Consider the following 19,805-nt stretch of genomic DNA (forward strand, 5'->3'; position numbering starts at 1 on the left):
GGAGTTTCCACAAATAACTCTTATCTGAATTACTAACTCGTTCCTCATCCAAATTATTAATACATTTGTATTTATTTAGTACAAAAATACCAATAATTTCCGAATTTTTACCCATTAATCCAACCTTGTTTACGTCAGAATAAAAAATTCATATTAAGAAACTGACCCTTTTTTACTGCTTCTGTGAAATCCTATAATTAGTAGGACTTTTGGCAGAGGGATTTAGGATGGCTCTGACTCAAGGCGGACGGGCAAATAAGTCGGGGAATATTTTAGAAGGAAATGTTGAAGCAATCTTAAATGGACATAATTATTTCCAAGTAGGGAACTATGTCCCAAAAGAATTTATACTAAATGCTGCTTTATTACCAAAGCGCTATGGAAAAGAAGTTTATATTGGAACTGGGATTTATCATACCGATTTGAAGGTTGATTTTTATGTTGTTGGCTCACCTGCAATGCCATCTGGTTTAATTTTCGAGTGCAAATGGCAAGAAAGCCCCGGTTCTGTCGATGAAAAGTTTCCTTACTTGAATATGAACATTCAGCACTATTACCCTGCACCAACTATTGTCATTTTAGGCGGTGAAGGTATGCGAGAAGGCGCAAGCAAATGGCTAAAAGCAAGAGTTAATGATAACCATAATTTATTAGCAGTTTATAGCTTAGACAGATTTATTGCCTGGGCAAATAAAAATCTTTAAAAGATGTAATTAATAGTTCGTCAATCATACCTCTATTTTTTATATTGGAGTTAATTGATCGGGCTGCTTTGATTTTGTAAGCTTCAAAATTGATATCTGTATAAATATTTCTAATAAATTCGCTATCAGAATTACAGACCATAACTTTAACACCACGACTTGCCAACTCGGCACAAGTATCTCTTAAAACTTCTTGGTCTTTTTTACTAAAACAATTTTGACTATAAGCGGTGAAATAGCTAGTCTCACTGATAGGATGATAGGGTGGGTCAAAAAATACAAAGTCATCACTACTAGTTGCATGATTTAATACTTCTGTAAAATCTGCTTGTTTAATTTCTGCATAATAAAGCGCTTCTGATGCAGCTTGCAGCAAAACCTCAGAACAAATATTGGGATTTTCATATCTGCCTAAAGGCACATTGAACTTTCCCTGTGAATTGACTCGATAAAGACCATTAAAACAAGTCTTATTAAGATAAATTAGACGAGCTGCTTTTTCTAGATCAGTCCCACCGGAGTTGTTTCGGACACTATAATAATAATCTTTATTATGTCGGATTTTATGCTCTTTTAATAGAGAAATTAATTCTTCAACACGATCTCTAACACAACAATAAGTGTTAATTAATTCGGCGTTAATATCAGTTAAAGTTGCTGCCTTGGGTTGGAGATAGAAAAAAACAGCACCACCACCTAAGAATGGTTCATAGTAATTTTTATAACTTTTGGGAAAATAAGGAATATATTGCTGTATCAACCTACTTTTACCCCCTGCCCACTTTAAAAATGGACGCGGGCTAGTTTCCTTGGGGATTTGAATTACCATTTACTTGCGATTTAACTGAAAATAATCGTGACTAAATAAAGCCAATATAACCGACGAGGCATATTTTATATTAGCTGGCTAATTTTCCGGCTGCATAGATTACAATTGAGTTGATAAAGCATATCAAAACAAACGTAAGTATATAACAAGGCAGTTTAGATTCAGATGTTTGACGGATTTTGGGATAACGTCTTTCGCTACCCCCGGTACTTAATTACTATCGTCTTAGGGCTGTTTTTGAACACCTTTGCGCCATTAGTGCCACTGTTGAAGCGCCCTGTTACCTTAATCGCCCTTTTAGGTTTATTTGTGAGCAGCCTAGTCTTTCTTACTTTCACCCTACGGGCAATGCTGGGCTTGAGTGCAATCTAGACTAGCGCTATATCGGGGCTATGCCCTACAGACGGTTGCTCTTGGCATTGCTTTCGCTAAGTACTGTCTACCCAAATTGCATCTATTTTTGTCGTACAACCTCTGTCAGGAGGCGAAATTTTTATGGCTACAAATCGCCGGGTTTCCCGCGTTGCAGAATTGATCAAACGGGAAGTTAGCCAAATGCTGCTCAACGGCATTAAGGATGACCGTGTGGGTACAGGAATGGTAAGTGTGACTGATGTTGATGTTTCTGGCGATCTCCAACACGCCAAAATCTACGTCAGTATCTATGGTACAGATGAAGCTAAGGTAGAAACAATGGCAGGCTTAAAGTCAGCCACAGGTTACGTCCGCAGTGAACTTGGGGCGCGGGTACGGCTACGTCGTACACCAGAAGTCATCTTTCTCGAAGATCGTTCCATAGAACGTGGTAACAAGGTACTGGCACTACTAAGCCAACTCAATCACGATCGTCCGCCAGAAAATCTGTTAGCAGTAGAAGACAACACAGATGAAGATGATGAATCATTTAGTGAATAAGTAACTTCAATAACAATGTAAATTCAGAACAATTAATCTCAGCAAATCCGCCAAACAGTTTACAGACGTGACTAGATCGCGTCTGTTTTAATGTAACCATAACTTAGTTCAGCGATCGGTAGTTGCATCTATACGCTTTATGTTTGCCTTGGCTTTCGTCTTGACTCTACTAGGACTTACGCAAAACTACACGCGGTAGGGGCAATACCCTGTGGGTACTTCGTTGGAGAATCCGTAGAGTTGCCGCTTTTCTAGAGACGCTCCGCATAGCTTGCTTCGACCTAGGAGTATGCGTCTACATGAATTGCCGCTAACTGAAAATTATGGTTTTGGCTGTACCCTGCGGGAAGCTAACGCAACGGTGGCTTCAAATCTTAGGGGTTGAATCCCCAACTGATTTGCTCCTCCTGCCTTTACTCAACCCTTGTACAGATGTTTATCAAAAGAAAACTGTGTAATATTAGTGCTGAAAATAACTAAGCAATTGCAATTTTACTTAAGAAATTGTTAACAGATGATAGGGTAAAAGCTTTCGTAGTGTACTTTAGCCGTTATGTTTTGCAACAGTTTATACCCTAGTATCTGACAAATATTCTTGTGTTGTTTACCCTTAGATAAATACCAGCAGTTCTAGATCCGGCTTTAAGGTAATTATTTGATATGTAAGCAATTGCAATATGAATTCTTACCACCCAGCAAATCTTGCCTAAATACAGTAATGGCAAGACTTTCAGACTTGTTGCATAAAAACCATACAACCGCCATAGCAGGTTAAGTTAACTACTCGGAATTTTTTTTGTAAAGCTGATTTTCGAGAAATGTCAGGATTCGTTGACTTTCTTAACATTTCTTGAGATAATTTCAGGAGATGTAGCGTCAAAATAAAAATAGTTCCGTATAGCAAACTACAAAATCTTAGCCACAAGTCTAATTTCTGTAATGTTTGTTCCTAATTATTAACGGGAACACTATCGTAAGTGTTAATTTGTGAGTAAAAACCATGAGTGTGAATACGGTGCCTTCTATCAATTACTACTCTCTCGATTTGATCCAAGACGAAGCACGTCGACTGGTGCAAAAGGGAATGATTAGCCGACAACAGCCAATATATACCCTCTGCCAATACATTCCAGCGAGAGAGTGGGTTTGCGTTGAATGTGAATTAGAGAAATGTGACTTTTTGTTGCGCGATCGCATTGGCGACCTAATTGGTCGTGAACAGTGGGACAACGACTAAATCAATGTTTGATTTCGGGTTTGGGGTTGGGGGTTAATTTTCGATGTGTGGATGTCACAATCAACGATCCTACGCCCAATTTGGGGAATAATCTCTGGTTTTTAATGAGCATTGCCCCATACAGAATCTTGCGTTTGTCATTAACACAGAAGCATTGGAGTCTTAATTTATATAAGTTTTCAAGTTAAAGAAGGCATCAGAACCATTTTTTCTGTATATGCTGGTGCTACAGCTTGAGTTTAATATGTAAATTCGGTGAAGCTCCTACATTGATCCGATAGAAGTGTAGGAACTTCACTTTTGACTCACAATTGACAGCATCGCTTACTTTAGGGAAGCGATCGCTTGCTTGCTGTTCAAAGGTAGAATCCGTCTGGAAAAGTTTGCTCAGTCGGGCTAACCGACACCAGTTGCAACAATAGAGGAGACCTCCGCAAGTAACTGGCTCAACTTTCGCAAAATCCCAAATTTGTATAGGATTATTTGTTAAAAAATCTCTAAAAGCAGAGAAAAATTATATAAACGATTATCCGACCTGCTCTAAATATTGATTAATGTCTTCAATAATACGGGTAAGTTCAGCTTCAGTAGTCAAGCGGATGTTGACGTTGCGGACAGTGAGCAAAACTTTGGCTGCGAAAGGCGTTGGCCAGATATTAGGATTACAGAAAATTTCTAAAAATACTTCACCAGTGTAACGATATTCCATTGGAGGCTGGGGAGTGACTTTCCCGCCGCCAGGAGTGGGTTTAGCGGCGACAGCTTTCAAGCGCTCCATCAGTTGATCTGTCGCTGTCTTTAATTCTCGTGCTGCTTGGGGTGAAAAACTGAAGGAGACAGAACCTTCAATTAGGTTCAATGTTAGAGGAATTGAAGACATAAGTTTTTATTAAAGCTTATTGATAAGTACTAATCTTACCGGAAGAAGAGACGAAGCCGCCGAGATCGACGGCAGCGAACCCCACTTTTTTGAGGATGTACCCTAGCCTTGGCACTGATATCATCGCCAGACAGATTTACACGATCGGACTTTTCTTCGTTCTGCTGTATCAGGCTGCAAAGCCGCCATCAATCTTCAGGCTTGCACCGGTGATGAAACCAGCTTCTGCACTGGCGAGATAGGAAACCATCTCGGCGACTTCTTCTGTTCGACCATACCGTTGGAGGGCAATCATACTTTTCATGGTGTCGGCAAAGGGACCTTCCGCCGGATTCATGTCAGTGTCTATCGGGCCGGGTTGAATATTGTTCACCGTGATGCCACGAGGGCCGAGATCGCGGGCAAGACCGCGTGTGAAGCTTGCAATCGCACCCTTGGTCAAAGCGTAAACAGAGCCGCCAGCAAAAGGCATTATGTCACTGTTGACACTGCCAATCATAACGATCCGTCCGCCCTCACCCATGTGGCGAACAGCCTCCTGAGTTGCCACAAAGACACCCTTGATGTTAACCGCAATCAGCCGATCAAAATCATCCATTGAGAATTGATCGATTGGGGCTAAAGTGGCGACCCCCGCATTGTTCACGAGAATGTCAAGACGACCAAAGGCTTTCACTGTCTCGGCAACAGCGTTTTTCACGGCTTCGACATTGGCACTGTCGGCGCGAAGAGCCAGGGCTTTTCCAGCAGCCGCTTCGATGGCAAGCACTACCTCGTCGGCTTTTTGCGGCGAGCTAGTGTATGTGAGAGCGACGATTGCACCATCGTTTGCGAGACGTTTGGCGATCGCTGCTCCCAGACCGCGTGAGCCGCCTGTTACCAATGCCACCTTACCTGTAAGTTTTTTGGTACTCATAATATTCCTGATTGAAACTTGCCGTCTGAGGAAAATTGACCTTCGGAATTATATGGCTCAAGTTCTTACGCAAACTCATAAGAGGATTAAATTTTCACTCATCCCTCTGGCTTGTTAATTTGTTTTTAGTGAGGGGAACGTCAAAACTCACCCCTAGGTTTACTAATTATTCGAAAACCTGTAAATATTTTTCGATTTTGCTGCTCAAATTTTGACCATTTTTTGAATGAAGCGCAGGCTTATTTATCCTTTTAGTGTAGTAAATAACACTTATTAAGCTCATCATTTATCCTAAGTAAGGATACACCTCTGATGGTCGTCATAATATCTCTAGATACAATTTTGTCTGGAGTAACTGGATGTATAAATAACAAAATTAATTAAAATATTTCTAGAATTAATGCTAAAAATATGCTGTTATTTATAAAGGCAATTACTAATAGCTATAAAGCTTGTAGCTGCTGTTAGTTATAAATAATCTCAACAGAATGGTATAAAAGATAGAGTCTATAGAGAGACTTAATTCTTACTGCGTAAGACTTTGATACATTTTATTTGTGTTTTGAGTTCTACATTAGAAGTCATATAACTTGATGTGATAAATTATCTATGCTTTACGATAACCGCGCCGAAGTACGAAAGGTTTTAATTATTACCCTACTGCTCAACCTGTTTGTAATGGGATTGAAAGCACTTGTGGGCTACTGGACAGGTTCGTTGAGTTTGCTAGCTGATGCCTTGCATAGTGTGACAGATAGCGCAAACAACGTTTTAGGATTAATTGCAAGTAAATTTTCTTCTCCACAACCCGATCGCGAACATCCCTATGGACACAGCAAGTTTGAAGCTGTGGGGGCTTTAGGAATAGCCTCATTTTTAGGAATAGCTTGTTTTGAAATTCTGCAAGGAGCAATCGAACGAATTATCAAAGGTGGTGGTGAACCTGTGAAAATATCGCCACCGGAGTTGTGGTTATTACTAATTGTGCTGGGCGTGAATATTTTTGTGGCGTTTTACGAACGTGCTGTGGGTAAGCGGGTAGGTAGCTCAATCCTCATAGCTGACGCTACACATACCATGAGTGATATTTGGGTGACAATCTCTGTAATTGGCGGCTTGATCGGAGTTTGGCTAGGTTATCAATGGATGGATTTGGTGTTAGCCTTTCCTGTCGCCTTGTTGGTATTTTGGAGTGGCTGGTCAGTTTTAAAAGAGAATTTGCCTTGGCTTGTGGATCAAATGGCGATCGCACCAGAAGCAATTCATGCGATCGCTACTTCTGCTCCAGGTGTAATTAACTGTCATGATATTGCTTCTCGCGGTGTTCTTGGTCGTCAGGTATTCATTGAAATGCACTTAATCGTAGATGCACCAGACGTAGAAACCGCTCACCACATCACCGAAGAAGTAGAAAGCCGATTAGAAGAGAGGTTCCGTCCAGTGAGGATTTTAATTCATGTTGAGCCACCAGCATATAAGTCTGAGCAAATTAGCTTTGAAACTGGAGCAAAGTAGTCTCAGCAATTCCAAATCACACTCTGTTCATTTAATGACCCACAAATGACTGCATCTTTGCGTTAATTCTTATAAGAAGCAACCAGATCAGCAACGATCGCAACTAGTTCTCCTGGATCGACTGGTTTAGGAACGTGAGTCTGAAAGCCTGCTTCCAGCGCACGGCTACGATACTCGCTATCACCATAAGCAGTTAAAGCGATCGCAGGGAGTTTTTCCCAAATATCAGGCTTCAGCGCCCGGATCTTGCGAATAAGGGTGTAGCCATCTTCACCAGGCATAGCAATATCACAAATTAAGACATCTGGCTGCAACTCAGGTAGTACTTTCAATGCTACCGCCGCCGATGGAACTGCCATAACGGTGCCTCCATCAGCTTCTAACACGGTAGTAATGTAAAAGCGGCTATCGTCATCATCATCAACTACGAGGATGTTTAAGCCAGCAAGGGGGAGAGGAGGTTCCATAACATCTCCATAAATGTTTATCAAATGAAAGTTATTTCTAATGAGCTGCTGGTTTTTGTCTTTTACCACACCCTTGGTAATTTTACTGCGATCGCGCCTATTTTCCTAGACAATAATTCAATTTTTCTAGCCACCATCTAATTGATGGTTAATTATTCGCTGGAATTTATAATTCTTGACTGGATAAAATTATATTTGTGTTTAAATTCATTTTCACAAATAATTGTTTTACAAAATTATTTGGATAATCGCTGCCTATTTTATTACAAAAAACTTGCGATTTTGCTGGGACTTTTCAATTTAGCAATTATGACATTTTTAACATCTAATTTGTATAAATTAAATCAAGCTCTTATAGGGGGTCATCTTGCCCGCCATAACTATTTAAGTTAAATGTAGAGTAGCTTACCAAAGCTATAGCCAAAAAAAATAGACAATGCCAAAACTCAAAACCAGTCAGCTCGGCATTGCCATTTAAAATATGTGAATCTAAATTACTGCAAAGAACATGAATAATCGGAAAGAGGATGAGCTATTAGTTAACTCAACTCAAAACTTAATTACTCCCATTCAATGGTTCCAGGCGGCTTAGAGGTGATGTCATAAACCACCCGATTCACCCCTTTCACTTCATTTACAATCCGCGTGGAAATCACTTCCAGGACATCGTAAGGCACTCTCGCCCAATCAGCAGTCATGCCATCTTCACTGGTAACAATTCGCAAGACAATGGGGTAAGCGTAAGTACGTTGATCGCCCATAACGCCAACACTACGGATTGGCAGCAATACAGCAAATGCTTGCCAGAAATCATGATACATACCGCGTTGGTTAATTTCTTGCCGCACAATCAAATCAGCATCGCGCAAAATATTTAACCGCTCAGATGTAACTTCCCCCAAAATGCGAATTGCCAAACCAGGCCCAGGAAAAGGTTGTCGTTGGACAATTTCTTCTGGTAAACCAATGGAACGCCCAACTTTGCGGACTTCATCTTTAAATAATTTCCGCAGTGGTTCCACCAATTTAAATCTTAGGTCTTTGGGTAAACCGCCAACATTATGATGGCTCTTAATTTTCACCGCTACCCGCTCACCAGTTTGAGGATCGGCGTTGGTGTCAGCAGATTCGATGACATCTGGATAAAGAGTGCCTTGAGCTAGATAGTCAAAATGACCAAGGCGCTTGGATGTTTCCTCAAATACATTGATAAATTCGTGTCCGATGCGGCGGCGTTTTTCTTCAGGATCCGTAACACCAGCAACCTTAGCTAAAAAGCGATCGCGGGCATTCACATACTCTACAGGAATGTGAAACTGCTCTTGGAACAGCTTTACTAATCGCTCTGGCTCATACTTTCGCATAAAGCCTTGATCGATAAACACACAAGTTAGTTGCTCGCCAATGGCTTTATACAGTAAGAACGCCAGGGTAGAAGAATCAACTCCCCCAGATAGTGCCAAAAGCACTCGCTTCTCGCCAACTCTGGTGCGAATTTCCCGAATTGCCTCTTCAACAAAAGCCGCAGTTGTCCAAGTGGGTTCGCAATCGCAGATATGGTAGACAAAATTACGAATTAATGCTATGCCACCAATAGAATGCACCACCTCTGGATGGAATTGAACGCCGTAAAGTTTCCTTTCGTGGTCAGCGATCGCAGCACAGGGGGTATTTTCTGTATGTGCCAGCAATTCAAACCCTGATGGCATTTGGGTAACTGAGTCTCCGTGACTCATCCACATCGTGGTACCATCTTCAACATTAGTGAGCAAATCTGTGGGATCGTCAATATATAATGAGGCTTTGCCGTACTCACCTCGGTCAGCCTTTGCAACTTCGCCACCGAGTTGGTTTACCATTAGCTGCATCCCATAGCAAACACCCAAGACGGGTATTCCTAAATTCCAGATTTCAGGATCGCAATGAGGAGCGTTGTCACCATAAACCGAACTCGGTCCACCAGAGAGGATAATTCCCTTGGGATTGAGTTGGCGCAATTGTTCAGAAGTAGTGCGATAGGATAAAACTTCAGAGTATACTTGAGTCTCGCGGATGCGGCGGGCAATCAACTCAGAATATTGAGAGCCGAAGTCCAGAATTATAATTAATGGGCGATCAAACCGCCCAACATTTTCCAATGTTTGGGGCGCTTGTTCTGTCGGTAGAGTCACCACTGTATTCATGATGGAAGTGTTATGTCTGTTAAGGATAGATGCTTTATGGTCTATGGTGATGCTATTATTCAGCCTGCTTAGGCTGATAATGGTATATAAGCCCTAGACAAACGCGAGGTTATGTGCGTTGGTCTAGTCCCGGAGCTAGAGATGGTATGAAAATGATAAACTTACCCTAGAGTGGTTACTTAAAAGATTATTTATTTGGATTGTTTACGATTATTCATAATAAATTAACATAATTTTCCCATCAACAGACCAGCAGTTTTACTCTTCACGATAATTTTGCGATCGCGATCGAAGAGAATTGAGCCACAGACTGTAACCTCTGTGCGCCTTTCACTATGGCTTTGAATGTATTCTTGGGAACGAACATCGATAGTTTCTGCGATCGCACTATAAACTTGATTTACCCAATCACTGCCGGTTGAAGCATCTAGGGATTTTAGATATATTAGTGCTGCTTCGGCAGTAGCACTATTAAATACAGCTTGGATATCTGGTGATTTTAAACCTGCGATCGCACAGTGCGCGGCCAAAATTTCTCGCCGTCCATCAGCTAAGTAGTGATGCGTGTGAAAAATCCCTCCAGCCAGCTTCATCAGCTTACCGTGATAGCCAAATAATAAGATTTCTTTCACGCCCATCACATCAGCTTCTACTAACATTGGGCCAAGCCAGTTAGCAGTTTTGACCAATTGTTCGGGATTAATCCCTAGTTTACGCGCTAAATCTAGGCCATTCTCGCCGATACAGAATACTAAACTCTCAAAACGACTAGCTTTATTTTGTAATTCTGCCCGAAAAACTGCAAGCTGATCGGGTGTACTCAAAGGTTGAGAAATGCCGGTTGTGCCTAAAAGAGAAAGTCCTTCAACCACACCAAAAGCAGAATTTGAAGTCCGAACAGCAAGCGATCGCCCTTCGGGTAGAATAATCGTCACTGTGATTTTTTCCCCTGGTGCTAGCATTCGTTGCAAGTTTTCTTTTAAAAGTCTTTGAGCATAAGCATAAATAGCAGGTTTGTCACCAGCATTCATCTGTCTGCCAATCCCTTCCCCACCTTTTATAATTACAGTCTCCCCCTGTTCTCGCCATTCCACCAATGCCCAAATCGGTGTATCTTTAGTCAAATCGAGATTATCACCGGGATCGCTGCGAGTTATTGCTAAAGCTGTATGTTCAGATAGTCCTGCTACTTGTTCAATTGGGATTTCGGCGATTTGAGCCGGTTCAATCAAATCTACAGAGGCAAAAGTTAGGGATTTGCGATCGTGTAACCAGTGTAAAGCTGCAACAGCAGCAGCGCAGGCAAATACGGGAAGTGTGTATCCAGAACGGGACATTTTGTAAATTTAAAAGTCAAAATAATTATTTAAAATTGTTCGCGCAGCGTCTCGTAGAGAAGACAGTTTTAGATGGCAATTTAGACCGAACTGTAGCTTACTTAAAGGTAACGACCCAAATCAGCAGCAGTAGTGAGCCTTCAACCTACAACCAACAGACTACGACTGTCCTCTGTATTTGATTGATTATGCAACCGCTTACTAAAAACTAGGATAGTTCTGACTACCTTCAAACATCGATTCTAGCTGCTCAACTGTTGAAAGAATTGCCTCTATATCTCCATCTGAAGCCAACTCCTTAATTTCCTTGAGACGTTCCAATACTGCTGCTTTCCCATCTGCAAGTAATACATTGAACTGATACCAATTGTACAGGTGATACAGCAAGTGATACGCAACACCCATATCTAGTTCATGACTGGGTTCACGTAGAAATAACTCTAAATCAACTAACCAGTCTATTGCGGCTCCAATCCCATCAACATAAGTGTGAAAAACAGCAGTTTTCAGCATCTCTTCTGGTGCATTGGGATAAGCTTGGTGGAATGCCTGTTTTGCCTCACTACTCAGGTTACTACGTTGTAGCAAGGTTTGTACAATTTCCCAACGTTGTTCTCGACTGAATTGTTTTGGCGTGTTCGCATCCTGTGACTGTTGCATCTAAGCCCATCCAATAAAGCTCACAGTATAACCAGTCTGCCTTAACTGCGATCGCCTAACCAAGTAATTCATAAATAGTCAAGATATTTGTTTAATCTATGAGGGTTGCTTTAGTCAGTCTATCAACTAACTTAAGACAAAATTTTAGTTAGACTCCCACTTCTGATAAGAGAGCTTCCATAGCTTCCCAAGAAATTCCTTGTTGAATATAACGAGGTGCTTCAGGATTATAAGGACTGGCTACTCGGTCAATATTGAGGATAATTGCCTCATCTGGTAGAACTGGTACATCTGCATCAAATGCGGTTGGACGCATCAAGGAACTGGAAAAGCCTTTGAAAATAGCAATTGTATCTTCCTCATCGGCAATTTCTACCGTTACAATTAGGACTTCTTGGGGGCGTTTAGCGGTGTATTGTTCCAGTCGCTTACCAATGGAATTCATTTTTTTAAAAGTATGGGTATGGTTGCGTAGCGACAGTTATTGTGGTGAGGCTGAACGTCCCTGTTTGCCAAGCTTAATTAGAACAAAATAGCTTAAGTAAACCACATAAATTACTAAACTAGTTATGCCAAGAAAACCTAAAAACTCAGCTTTGCTATTAGCATGAAAATATTCTTTGAATAATAATGGAATCTCAAACCAGACCTTACAATAGGCAGTCTTCATCACACTGGCAGAAAAAGCACAACCCAAAAATGGGATCAACGCTAGTGTACCCAAAATACAATAAACAGTTGTAGCCCAGCGCCAAGAGGTAAAAATAAATTTCAAAACTCCACTGGTTTGATACTCAATTTCATCATTGATATCTACCCAGAACCACAGTGAAATTGGGATTAAAATCTGAGCCATCAATCCAGAGATAAAGCTAACTGGATACTGGGCAATCATTAAGTAAATCGTGATTGCCACCAAGCTTGATACTTTCCAGTATATAGTCAATAAGCGTTGTATACTTTCTGCTTTTTGCACAAATGCCCAAATTAAAAGAATTAACGGAATAATTACCAGAAATAATACTGCCAATCGGTAATCAATCCAGATGAAAGGGCGAAACCAAACGTTATAGTCCATAGTTTTTCTCAAGCGATAAATAAAACAATTTAAACTAAGAGCAAGTATCCATAACTGACAAACTTGTAAGCTATTAGCTAGCTAGTAGTCTATCTATATTACAAACAGTTTAATCAAAGCACAAAATCTAGCCTTAAGACTGCGCTCTAACTTTTTGGGGAAAGCAAGTGGCTACCCAACTTATACCATTTCACGCAGTTTCTACTATAAACACGTTTGTAGGGGCATACAGATGTATGCCCCTACAACCAATTCATGCCTTGCAAAGATTTTTGGAAAAATTTTTAAATGGTAAGTTGTTTAATTTACTTTCCTAAATCTCTCAATTTGGCAAATAAACAAGCAACTCAAAGATCCTTAACTTAGATTTACACTTACCTGTAGTAGCGTTAGGGAACCTGTTAAAAGCCCACCTAGCAGCTATATACTTGATACTCGCGGACAAAAACCAATTTTTGTGAGTGTAAAGGTTTCCTTTTAAGAGAAAAATTCTCAAAGCTTAACCCTGATACATCCGTAACTTCAGATATTTCACCATTTTTTGTCCATTGGAGAAAATAATGAAACAGAGAGAGTACGGTTTTAGCCGGAAGTAGCGTAAAAGTGCGAAATCTCAGTAAGTAAATCTTGGTTGCTTGGTGATAAACGAACAGAAAATTCACTTATTTAAATTTCTAGTCGTCATAAACCCGGCATTCAATTGCATCTGGGTTGTCATCACAATACTGTTCTAGAGAATTTTTGGGCTTGCTTTGGCGCTTGTGGGAAGCTTCGGCTTGCAATTCTTCTACTGCATCCCAAGCAGCAGCACATTCTGGTGAACCGCTACCGTTAATGTCACAGACAGTACGCGCTTGTTCTACTTCTTCTTGGATTTTCTCTTGGATGTCGCTTGTTGCTGTTTCTTGGATGTTGGTCATTGCTTTAGTCTCGTTGTGTGTTGTTAATACTAGTATAGAAAAACTTCAGAAATGGCAGATTTTAGCTTGATTACTAACCATTCTAACTATTCAGTTCATAAGTTAGTACTTTAGCCTATTGATTTATAACCAATATAGTAAACTGCCGCATCTATAATGCATTCATCTTTATGTTTTAAGATTTTGTGGGATTAGTACCATAGATAAACAATCATACAATATATTTAGATGCATCTATTAGGGAATAACAACCCCAGCTTCTTGGGATGGAGGAGACAAAAGGCTGGCACTAATTCTTGTAGGATGCAATTCTTCCCAAAATAAAAATACATCAAAATCTACTAGCACAAAAAGAGAAAGAAGCTCAAAACTCATGGCAGACCAAATGCAGTGGGCAAATGCCCTATCAACCCGTCATTCTTTAGAAGCCGCCGTTACAGATGTGGTGGAACGAGCTGTCTCATTGTTAACAGCACCTGCGGATCTAGGACTGGTATTCATTTCGTCTGCTTTTACGAGTGAGTATTCCCGATTGTTACCTTTGTTAGCTGAGAAACTTTCTGTACCAGTGCTAATTGGCTGTAGTGGTGGAGGTGTGATTGGGACAACAGTTAACGGAGAAATCCAAGAACTCGAAGCTGAACCAGCTATTAGCTTGACTTTAGCACATCTTCCAGGGGTGAAGGTTCAAGTTTTTCATGTTGTTGCTGAAGAATTACCTGACTTAGATAGTTCTCCAGATGCTTGGGTTGATTTGATTGGTGTGCCAGCATCACCAACACCCCAGTTTATTTTGCTATCTAGTTCCTTCGCCTCTGGAATCAACGATTTGTTGCAGGGGTTGGATTTTGCTTATCCAGGATCGGTGATAGTGGGAGGACAAGCTAGTGGTGGGGGTATGGGTGGTCGTGTTGCCCTATTTTGTAATGAGAGTGACGGCGAGGAATGTCAAAGCCTTTATCGTGAGGGCACTGTTGGGATAGCTTTGACTGGCAATATTGTTTTGGAAACGATTGTAGCCCAAGGATGCCGACCGATTGGCAAACCGTTGCAAGTTACAAAAGCCGATCGCAACATCATCTTAGAGTTAGATGAGCAAGTACCGCTAGTGGTGTTACGAGATTTGATTGCTAGTCTTAGCGAACACGAACGAACTTTAGCACAGCACTCTTTGTTTGTTGGTGTGGCGATGGATGAGTTTAAGCTGGCTTTGCAGCAGGGAGACTTTTTAATTCGTGGTATTCTTGGGGTCGATCCAACAGCTGGAGCGATCGCAATTGGCGATCGTGTTCGTCCTGGTCAAAGGCTACAATTCCACCTACGCGATGCCCAAGCCTCTGCTGAAGACCTAGAATTACTCCTCCAAAGTTATCAAACCCAACGAGAATCTGAACCCTCTGCCGTCGCTGCCTTAATGTTTGCCTGTCTGGGACGAGGCGAAGGACTCTATGGTAAACCCAATTTCGATTCTGAACTATTTCGCCGCTACCTCAGCGATATTCCTGTAGGTGGCTTTTTCTGTGGTGGTGAAATCGGCCCTGTTGGTGGCAGAACCTTCTTACACGCCTACACTTCCGCATTTGGAATTTGTCGCCAGAATCAGTTATGAATTATGAATTAGACTGTTGACCATACAGCAATCTTATCTAATTCGTGAAAATTCGCCGTGTCCAGATCCCCGACTTCTTTAAGAAGTCGGGGATCTAACTTTTCACTGTCCTTCTATATTTGCAGATATATATCGAGATAAACGCTCTGAATACTTATCTATATAGACAAATATATTTTTTGTATAGGCTAGTTTAAATATTAATTTATACCTTGTATTCTCTAACAAAAAGCTCGATGATTGATTGAGGAAAGACATAGCTATAGGTTAGCTAATAATAATGCCAATATAATTCATTATTGTTTCTGATTAATTTCCCGAAAATATCTGATATTTCTCTGAAATTTATTCATGTTGGAGTGGAAATAGTCCAATGTTAGAAGGATGGATTCAAATTGCCTTAACGCTGTTAATTATAGTAGCGATTACTCCATTTTTTGGGAGCTATATGGCGCGTGTATACCTAGAGCAGAGTACTTTTCTCGACCCAGTTTTGAATCTGGTTGAGCGAGTGCTTTATGCTTTAGTTGGTGTTAAAGCCAAAGAAAATATGACGGGTTGGCAGTATGGGCGGGCAATCGTTTACAGCAACGTAGTCATGGGATTGCTACTTTTCTTTATCATCATGAGTCAAGGATGGTTGCCCCTCAATCCCACGGGGATAAATGCCCCAACTTGGGATACAGCGCTGCATACTACCATTTCCTTTATTACTAATACTAACCAGCAACATTATTCTGGTGAAACCTACATGAGCTACGCCAGCCAAATGTGGGGGTTGGGTTATCACATGTTCACCTCTGCTGGTACTGGTTTGGCAGTAGGAATTGCTTTTATTCGGGGATTGACGGGTAGATCGTTAGGCAACTTTTATGTAGACCTAATTCGCTCAATTACCCGAATTTTGCTGCCTATTTGTATTGTTGGCGGCATTGTCTTGATAGCTGCTGGTGTTCCCGAAACCCTGGCGGGTGTAGCTGTATTTCCGACTTTGGAAGATCCGAATATTAGTCAGGCGATCGCACGTGGCCCTGTTGCCCATTTTGAAATTATCAAGCAATTAGGAGAAAACGGCGGTGGCTTTTTCGCCATCAACTCAGCACACCCCTTTGAAAATCCCAGCGGATTTACTAATTTAATTCAGATCGTGGCAATGCTTTCGATTCCCACGTCCCTGATCTATACATACGGTTTGTTTGCCAATAACACCAAACAAGCGTTGTTACTCTACGGCATGATCGGGGTAATTTTTCTAGGATTTCTGATTGTTACTGCCATTGGTGAATATAACGGTAATCCTGCTGTAAATGCGCTTTTGGGCAGTCAGCAACCGAATCTAGAGGGGAAAGAAGTCCGGTTTGGTTGGGCACAATCTGCATTATTTGCCGTAAGTACAACTGGTACTATGTGCGGCGCAGTCAATAGTTTACACGACTCCTTTATGCCCGCCGGCGGTTTTATCTTTCTTTCTAATATGTTCCTGCAAATCATGTGGGGTGGACAGGGTACAGGAACAGCTTACTTGTTTGCCTATAGCATTCTGGCGGTATTTGTAACAGGTTTGATGGTGGGACGCACGCCAGAATTTTTGGGACGCAAGATTGAAAAGCGGGAAGTCGTACTTGCTAGCTTCTTGATTTTGCTAGTTCACCCCATTGCCATTTTAATTCCGGGGGGAATCGCCTTAGCTTTTCCTGACCAATTGGCAGGGATTAGTAATCCTGGCTTTCATGGCTTTTCTCAGGTGATTTACGAATATGCCTCAGCTGCTGCGAACAACGGTTCTGGCTTTGAAGGTTTAGGAGATTCACAACCTTCACCATTAGCGATCGCTAATGGTACTCAACCAACTGCAACCGCTTTGTGGTGGAACTTGAGTACCTGCTTCAGTTTACTCGCTGGACGCTATATCCCAATTTTAGGTTTGCTGTTATTAGCAGATAGTATGTCTCGCAAGCAAGCTGTTCCTTACACAACTGGTACATTACGAACCGACACCGGACTATTTACAGGCGTTACCGCAGGCGTAATTTTAATCTTGGGCGCACTTACATTCTTCCCAGTGCTGGCATTAGGCCCCATCGCTGAAGCCTTTTTTATCGCCAAAGGTATTGGCTAGTAGGGAGAGGGGAGGGGCGAGGGAACAAGGGAAATTAGAAAGTTGTTCATCCACCTCTGAACTCCGTCGTTCCACCTTTGAACTCCGTTCATCCACCTCTGAACTCCGTCGTTCCACCTTTGAACTCCGTTCATCCACCTCTGAACTCCTTCGTTCCACCTTTGAACTCCGTTCATCCACCTCTAAACTCCGTTCATCCACCTCTGAACTCCGTTCATCCACCTTTGAACTCCGTTCATCCACCTTTGAACTCCGTTCACCCACCTCAAAGACTCATGCTCAAAATTTAATATATGCCAATCACTACTGATTCTCCTTCGCCCCGTATTCCTTCTGGAACTCGTGACTCGCGCAAGCACACCCCCAAGACAGATATGCGGGGACTTTATCAAAGAGCAATTCGTGAGTCATTTGTCAAGCTAGATCCTCGAATTACTGTTAAAAATCCAGTTATGTTTGTTGTTTGGGTGGGGACAATTGTCACCTTTTTAGTAACCCTTAACCCAAATCTCTTTGGCACAATCCAGGCAGATATCAGCCAACAACGCTTGTTAAATGGGTTAATTACCTTCATTCTCTTTTTCACCCTCGTTTTTGCCAACTTTGCCGAAGCCGTAGCTGAAGGACGCGGCAAAGCACAGGCTGATTCACTGCGATCGACGCGATCGGATACGATCGCTAATAAAATCCTCCCTGATGGTTCTGTACAACAAGTCAATTCTACGGAACTGCGACGGGGCGATTTGGTTAAGGTGGTTGCAAATAATATGATTCCCGCCGATGGGGATGTGATTAAAGGCATTGGCTCAGTAGATGAGTCTGCAATCACTGGGGAATCTGCGCCAGTACTGAAGCAACCAGGTACAGATATTGCCAGTTCAGTCACAGGAGGTACACGCCTACTCTCAGATGAGTTGACAATTCGGATTAGTGCCGATCCTGGTCAAGGCTTTATCGATCGCATGATTTACTTGGTAGAAGGGGCACAACGCACCAAGACTCCCAACGAGATTGCTTTGACGGTATTGTTGGCAGTGCTAACGCAGGTGTTCTTGATTGTAGTGGCAACTATGCCGCCATTTGTTGGCTACATCGCCAACTTTATCACCACAGCCTTTGGCCCGGAAGCGGGAAACAGTTTACGTACTGGTGGTAGCGTTGCCATTCTCATTTCCCTACTGGTAGCTTTGATTCCCACAACTATCGGTGGTTTGCTCAGTGCGATCGGTATTGCAGGGATGGACAGGGTTGCCCAATTCAATGTCATTGCTACCTCCGGTCGGGCAGTAGAAGCTTGCGGCGACATCAACACCTTGGTGCTGGATAAGACGGGTACAATCACCTTGGGGAACCGAATGGCTGATGAGTTGATTCCTCTGGATAATCACTCGCTAGAAGATGTGGCGCGAGTCTCTCTAGCTGCTAGCTTGTTTGACGAAACGCCAGAGGGCAAGTCAATTGTAGTTTTAGCAGAAAAGTCTCAGGCTGCGGTAGATTTTAATATTGACAAAGCCGAAGGTGTAGAATTTTCGGCGAAAACCCGAATGAGTGGCACAAATCTACCCGATGGCAAACAAGTTCGCAAAGGAGCGGTAGATGCCATTAAGGGATTTGTCCGTTCTCGTGGCGGCTACGTTCCTGATGATATAGACGCAGCTTATGAGCGAGTTTCCCGGTTAGGCGGTACACCTTTAGCTGTTTGCCAAGATGACAAAATTTATGGTGTCATTTACCTCAAAGATATTGTCAAACCTGGTCTGCGGGAGCGATTTGACCAACTCCGCCGCATGGGTGTTCGCACCGTCATGCTCACAGGTGACAACCGAATTACTGCTTCGGTAATTGCTGAAGAAGCTGGGGTGGATGATTTCATTGCCGAAGCGACTCCAGAAGACAAAATTGAGGTGATTCGCTCCGAACAATCTCAGGGTAAACTGGTGGCAATGACCGGGGATGGTACTAACGATGCACCTGCTTTGGCTCAAGCAAACGTCGGTGTGGCAATGAACTCTGGGACGCAAGCTGCCAAAGAAGCTGCTAACATGGTGGATTTAGACTCTGACCCCACGAAGTTAATTGACTTAGTAACCATAGGTAAACAGTTGCTAATTACCCGTGGAGCCTTGACAACATTCTCCATCGCTAACGATATTGCCAAGTATTTTGCGATCATTCCGACTATCTTTGCGGCGGCTGGAATCGGCGCACTTAATATTATGGGATTAAAGAGTGCCCAATCTGCGATCGTCTCGGCGTTGATTTACAATGCCTTGATTATTCCGGCACTCATTCCGTTAGCACTCAAAGGGGTGAAATTCTTACCTTTAACGGCAGATCAACTGCTACGCCGCAACATCTTCATCTATGGACTTGGTGGCATTGTTGCTCCCTTTATTGCTATCAAACTGATAGATATTATCTTACCTTTGTCTTAAT

20 protein-coding genes are annotated in these 19,805 nt (G+C 42.1%); 8 read left to right on the top strand and 12 right to left on the bottom strand.

Going from position 1 to position 19,805, the window contains the following annotated elements; genetic code table 11:
- Window positions 1-227: 227 nt before the first annotated feature.
- Window positions 228-704 (top strand): PD-(D/E)XK nuclease superfamily protein, encoded by a 477-nt coding sequence (locus tag NPUN_RS03550; protein ID WP_012407477.1) that lies wholly within the window; start codon window positions 228-230, stop codon window positions 702-704.
- Here the strand turns inward: NPUN_RS03550 and NPUN_RS03555 are convergent.
- Entirely contained in the window at window positions 676-1,533 is an 858-nt protein-coding gene (locus tag NPUN_RS03555; RefSeq protein WP_012407478.1) for a DNA adenine methylase, read from the bottom strand. The two genes, NPUN_RS03550 and NPUN_RS03555, sit on opposite strands and share 29 nt — an antisense overlap.
- Window positions 1,534-1,698: 165 nt before the next feature.
- Between NPUN_RS03555 and NPUN_RS03560 the strand changes: the two genes are divergently transcribed.
- The 3 genes from NPUN_RS03560 to NPUN_RS03570 all read left to right on the top strand — a co-directional run bounded on the left by NPUN_RS03560 (window position 1,699) and on the right by NPUN_RS03570 (window position 3,685).
- Entirely contained in the window at window positions 1,699-1,905 is a 207-nt protein-coding gene (locus NPUN_RS03560) for a DUF751 family protein (protein ID WP_012407479.1), read from the top strand.
- 123 nt (window positions 1,906-2,028) lie between these two features.
- The gene (gene rbfA, locus NPUN_RS03565) at window positions 2,029-2,448 is read left to right on the top strand and encodes a 30S ribosome-binding factor RbfA (protein WP_012407480.1); all 420 of its coding nucleotides are present in this window, start codon (window positions 2,029-2,031) and stop codon (window positions 2,446-2,448) included.
- A 1,000-nt stretch (window positions 2,449-3,448) separates the two neighbouring features.
- Entirely contained in the window at window positions 3,449-3,685 is a 237-nt protein-coding gene (locus NPUN_RS03570; RefSeq protein ID WP_012407481.1) for a DUF4327 family protein, read from the top strand.
- A 526-nt stretch (window positions 3,686-4,211) separates the two neighbouring features.
- On the opposite strand, the gene NPUN_RS03575 is transcribed toward NPUN_RS03570, so the two are convergent.
- Complete coding sequence (locus NPUN_RS03575) at window positions 4,212-4,565, bottom strand: hypothetical protein (protein ID WP_012407482.1); 354 nt, start codon at window positions 4,563-4,565, stop codon at window positions 4,212-4,214.
- A 169-nt stretch (window positions 4,566-4,734) separates the two neighbouring features.
- The gene (locus tag NPUN_RS03580; protein ID WP_012407483.1) at window positions 4,735-5,481 is read right to left on the bottom strand and encodes a 3-oxoacyl-ACP reductase family protein; all 747 of its coding nucleotides are present in this window, start codon (window positions 5,479-5,481) and stop codon (window positions 4,735-4,737) included.
- Window positions 5,482-6,090: 609 nt separating this feature from the next.
- Here NPUN_RS03580 and cdf31 point away from each other — a divergent pair.
- Window positions 6,091-6,996 carry a CDF family zinc efflux transporter Cdf31 gene (cdf31, locus tag NPUN_RS03585; RefSeq protein WP_012407484.1) on the top strand — a complete coding sequence of 302 codons (906 nt, stop codon included), beginning with the start codon at window positions 6,091-6,093 and terminating at the stop codon, window positions 6,994-6,996.
- Window positions 6,997-7,058: 62 nt separating this feature from the next.
- On the opposite strand, the gene NPUN_RS03590 is transcribed toward cdf31, so the two are convergent.
- The 8 genes from NPUN_RS03590 to NPUN_RS41530 all read right to left on the bottom strand — a co-directional run bounded on the left by NPUN_RS03590 (window position 7,059) and on the right by NPUN_RS41530 (window position 14,016).
- Window positions 7,059-7,463: a response regulator gene (locus NPUN_RS03590; RefSeq protein ID WP_012407485.1), complete on the bottom strand. Its 405-nt coding sequence runs from the start codon at window positions 7,461-7,463 to the stop codon at window positions 7,059-7,061.
- A 560-nt stretch (window positions 7,464-8,023) separates the two neighbouring features.
- A complete protein-coding gene (gene guaA / locus NPUN_RS03595) occupies window positions 8,024-9,646 on the bottom strand; it encodes a glutamine-hydrolyzing GMP synthase (RefSeq protein ID WP_012407487.1) in 1,623 nt (540 codons plus the stop codon).
- 224 nt (window positions 9,647-9,870) lie between these two features.
- Window positions 9,871-10,983 carry a cobalt-precorrin-5B (C(1))-methyltransferase CbiD gene (gene cbiD / locus NPUN_RS03600; RefSeq protein WP_012407488.1) on the bottom strand — a complete coding sequence of 371 codons (1,113 nt, stop codon included), beginning with the start codon at window positions 10,981-10,983 and terminating at the stop codon, window positions 9,871-9,873.
- A gap of 201 nt (window positions 10,984-11,184) precedes the next feature.
- On the bottom strand, window positions 11,185-11,643 hold the full coding sequence (locus NPUN_RS03605; RefSeq protein ID WP_012407489.1) for a hypothetical protein: 459 nt from the start codon (window positions 11,641-11,643) through the stop codon (window positions 11,185-11,187).
- A gap of 148 nt (window positions 11,644-11,791) precedes the next feature.
- The gene (locus tag NPUN_RS03610) at window positions 11,792-12,088 is read right to left on the bottom strand and encodes a DUF7734 family protein (protein ID WP_012407490.1); all 297 of its coding nucleotides are present in this window, start codon (window positions 12,086-12,088) and stop codon (window positions 11,792-11,794) included.
- A gap of 36 nt (window positions 12,089-12,124) precedes the next feature.
- Window positions 12,125-12,721 carry a DUF3177 family protein gene (locus tag NPUN_RS03615; RefSeq protein ID WP_012407491.1) on the bottom strand — a complete coding sequence of 199 codons (597 nt, stop codon included), beginning with the start codon at window positions 12,719-12,721 and terminating at the stop codon, window positions 12,125-12,127.
- Between the two features lie 674 nt (window positions 12,722-13,395).
- Complete coding sequence (locus tag NPUN_RS03620; protein ID WP_012407493.1) at window positions 13,396-13,641, bottom strand: Calvin cycle protein CP12; 246 nt, start codon at window positions 13,639-13,641, stop codon at window positions 13,396-13,398.
- Between the two features lie 237 nt (window positions 13,642-13,878).
- The gene (locus NPUN_RS41530; RefSeq protein ID WP_159402460.1) at window positions 13,879-14,016 is read right to left on the bottom strand and encodes a hypothetical protein; all 138 of its coding nucleotides are present in this window, start codon (window positions 14,014-14,016) and stop codon (window positions 13,879-13,881) included.
- Here NPUN_RS41530 and NPUN_RS03625 point away from each other — a divergent pair.
- A complete protein-coding gene (locus tag NPUN_RS03625; protein ID WP_012407494.1) occupies window positions 14,015-15,250 on the top strand; it encodes an FIST signal transduction protein in 1,236 nt (411 codons plus the stop codon). The two genes, NPUN_RS41530 and NPUN_RS03625, sit on opposite strands and share 2 nt — an antisense overlap.
- 373 nt (window positions 15,251-15,623) lie before the next feature.
- Window positions 15,624-17,369 carry a potassium-transporting ATPase subunit KdpA gene (gene kdpA / locus NPUN_RS03630; RefSeq protein WP_012407495.1) on the top strand — a complete coding sequence of 582 codons (1,746 nt, stop codon included), beginning with the start codon at window positions 15,624-15,626 and terminating at the stop codon, window positions 17,367-17,369.
- Here the strand turns inward: kdpA and NPUN_RS40320 are convergent.
- Window positions 17,322-17,612, bottom strand: a complete 291-nt coding sequence (locus NPUN_RS40320) for a hypothetical protein (RefSeq protein WP_148220239.1) — start codon at window positions 17,610-17,612, stop codon at window positions 17,322-17,324. The two genes, kdpA and NPUN_RS40320, sit on opposite strands and share 48 nt — an antisense overlap.
- A gap of 50 nt (window positions 17,613-17,662) precedes the next feature.
- Here NPUN_RS40320 and kdpB point away from each other — a divergent pair, with 50 nt between their 5' ends.
- Window positions 17,663-19,804, top strand: coding sequence for a potassium-transporting ATPase subunit KdpB (kdpB, locus tag NPUN_RS03640; protein ID WP_012407496.1), 2,142 nt, complete (start codon window positions 17,663-17,665; stop codon window positions 19,802-19,804).
- Window position 19,805 lies beyond the last annotated feature (1 nt).

This window comes from Nostoc punctiforme PCC 73102 (assembly GCF_000020025.1).
In the GTDB taxonomy this organism is placed as follows: Bacteria; Cyanobacteriota; Cyanobacteriia; order Cyanobacteriales; family Nostocaceae; genus Nostoc; species Nostoc punctiforme.

Bases quoted from the DNA above. Each gene is read 5' to 3' on its own strand.
- cdf31 (WP_012407484.1), top strand. From the start codon at position 6,091: ATGCTTTACGATAACCGCGCCGAAGTACGAAAGGTTTTAATTATTACC.
- NPUN_RS03610 (WP_012407490.1), bottom strand. From the start codon at position 12,088: ATGAATTCCATTGGTAAGCGACTGGAACAATACACCGCTAAACGCCCC.
- NPUN_RS03620 (WP_012407493.1), bottom strand. From the start codon at position 13,641: ATGACCAACATCCAAGAAACAGCAACAAGCGACATCCAAGAGAAAATC.
- kdpB (WP_012407496.1), top strand. From the start codon at position 17,663: ATGCCAATCACTACTGATTCTCCTTCGCCCCGTATTCCTTCTGGAACT.
- NPUN_RS03575 (WP_012407482.1), bottom strand. From the start codon at position 4,565: ATGTCTTCAATTCCTCTAACATTGAACCTAATTGAAGGTTCTGTCTCC.
- NPUN_RS03570 (WP_012407481.1), top strand. From the start codon at position 3,449: ATGAGTGTGAATACGGTGCCTTCTATCAATTACTACTCTCTCGATTTG.
- kdpA (WP_012407495.1), top strand. From the start codon at position 15,624: ATGTTAGAAGGATGGATTCAAATTGCCTTAACGCTGTTAATTATAGTA.
- cbiD (WP_012407488.1), bottom strand. From the start codon at position 10,983: ATGTCCCGTTCTGGATACACACTTCCCGTATTTGCCTGCGCTGCTGCT.
- rbfA (WP_012407480.1), top strand. From the start codon at position 2,029: ATGGCTACAAATCGCCGGGTTTCCCGCGTTGCAGAATTGATCAAACGG.
- NPUN_RS03580 (WP_012407483.1), bottom strand. From the start codon at position 5,481: ATGAGTACCAAAAAACTTACAGGTAAGGTGGCATTGGTAACAGGCGGC.
- NPUN_RS03615 (WP_012407491.1), bottom strand. From the start codon at position 12,721: ATGGACTATAACGTTTGGTTTCGCCCTTTCATCTGGATTGATTACCGA.
- NPUN_RS03625 (WP_012407494.1), top strand. From the start codon at position 14,015: ATGGCAGACCAAATGCAGTGGGCAAATGCCCTATCAACCCGTCATTCT.
- guaA (WP_012407487.1), bottom strand. From the start codon at position 9,646: ATGAATACAGTGGTGACTCTACCGACAGAACAAGCGCCCCAAACATTG.
- NPUN_RS41530 (WP_159402460.1), bottom strand. From the start codon at position 14,016: ATGAGTTTTGAGCTTCTTTCTCTTTTTGTGCTAGTAGATTTTGATGTA.
- NPUN_RS03550 (WP_012407477.1), top strand. From the start codon at position 228: ATGGCTCTGACTCAAGGCGGACGGGCAAATAAGTCGGGGAATATTTTA.
- NPUN_RS03590 (WP_012407485.1), bottom strand. From the start codon at position 7,463: ATGGAACCTCCTCTCCCCCTTGCTGGCTTAAACATCCTCGTAGTTGAT.
- NPUN_RS03605 (WP_012407489.1), bottom strand. From the start codon at position 11,643: ATGCAACAGTCACAGGATGCGAACACGCCAAAACAATTCAGTCGAGAA.
- NPUN_RS03560 (WP_012407479.1), top strand. From the start codon at position 1,699: ATGTTTGACGGATTTTGGGATAACGTCTTTCGCTACCCCCGGTACTTA.
- NPUN_RS03555 (WP_012407478.1), bottom strand. From the start codon at position 1,533: ATGGTAATTCAAATCCCCAAGGAAACTAGCCCGCGTCCATTTTTAAAG.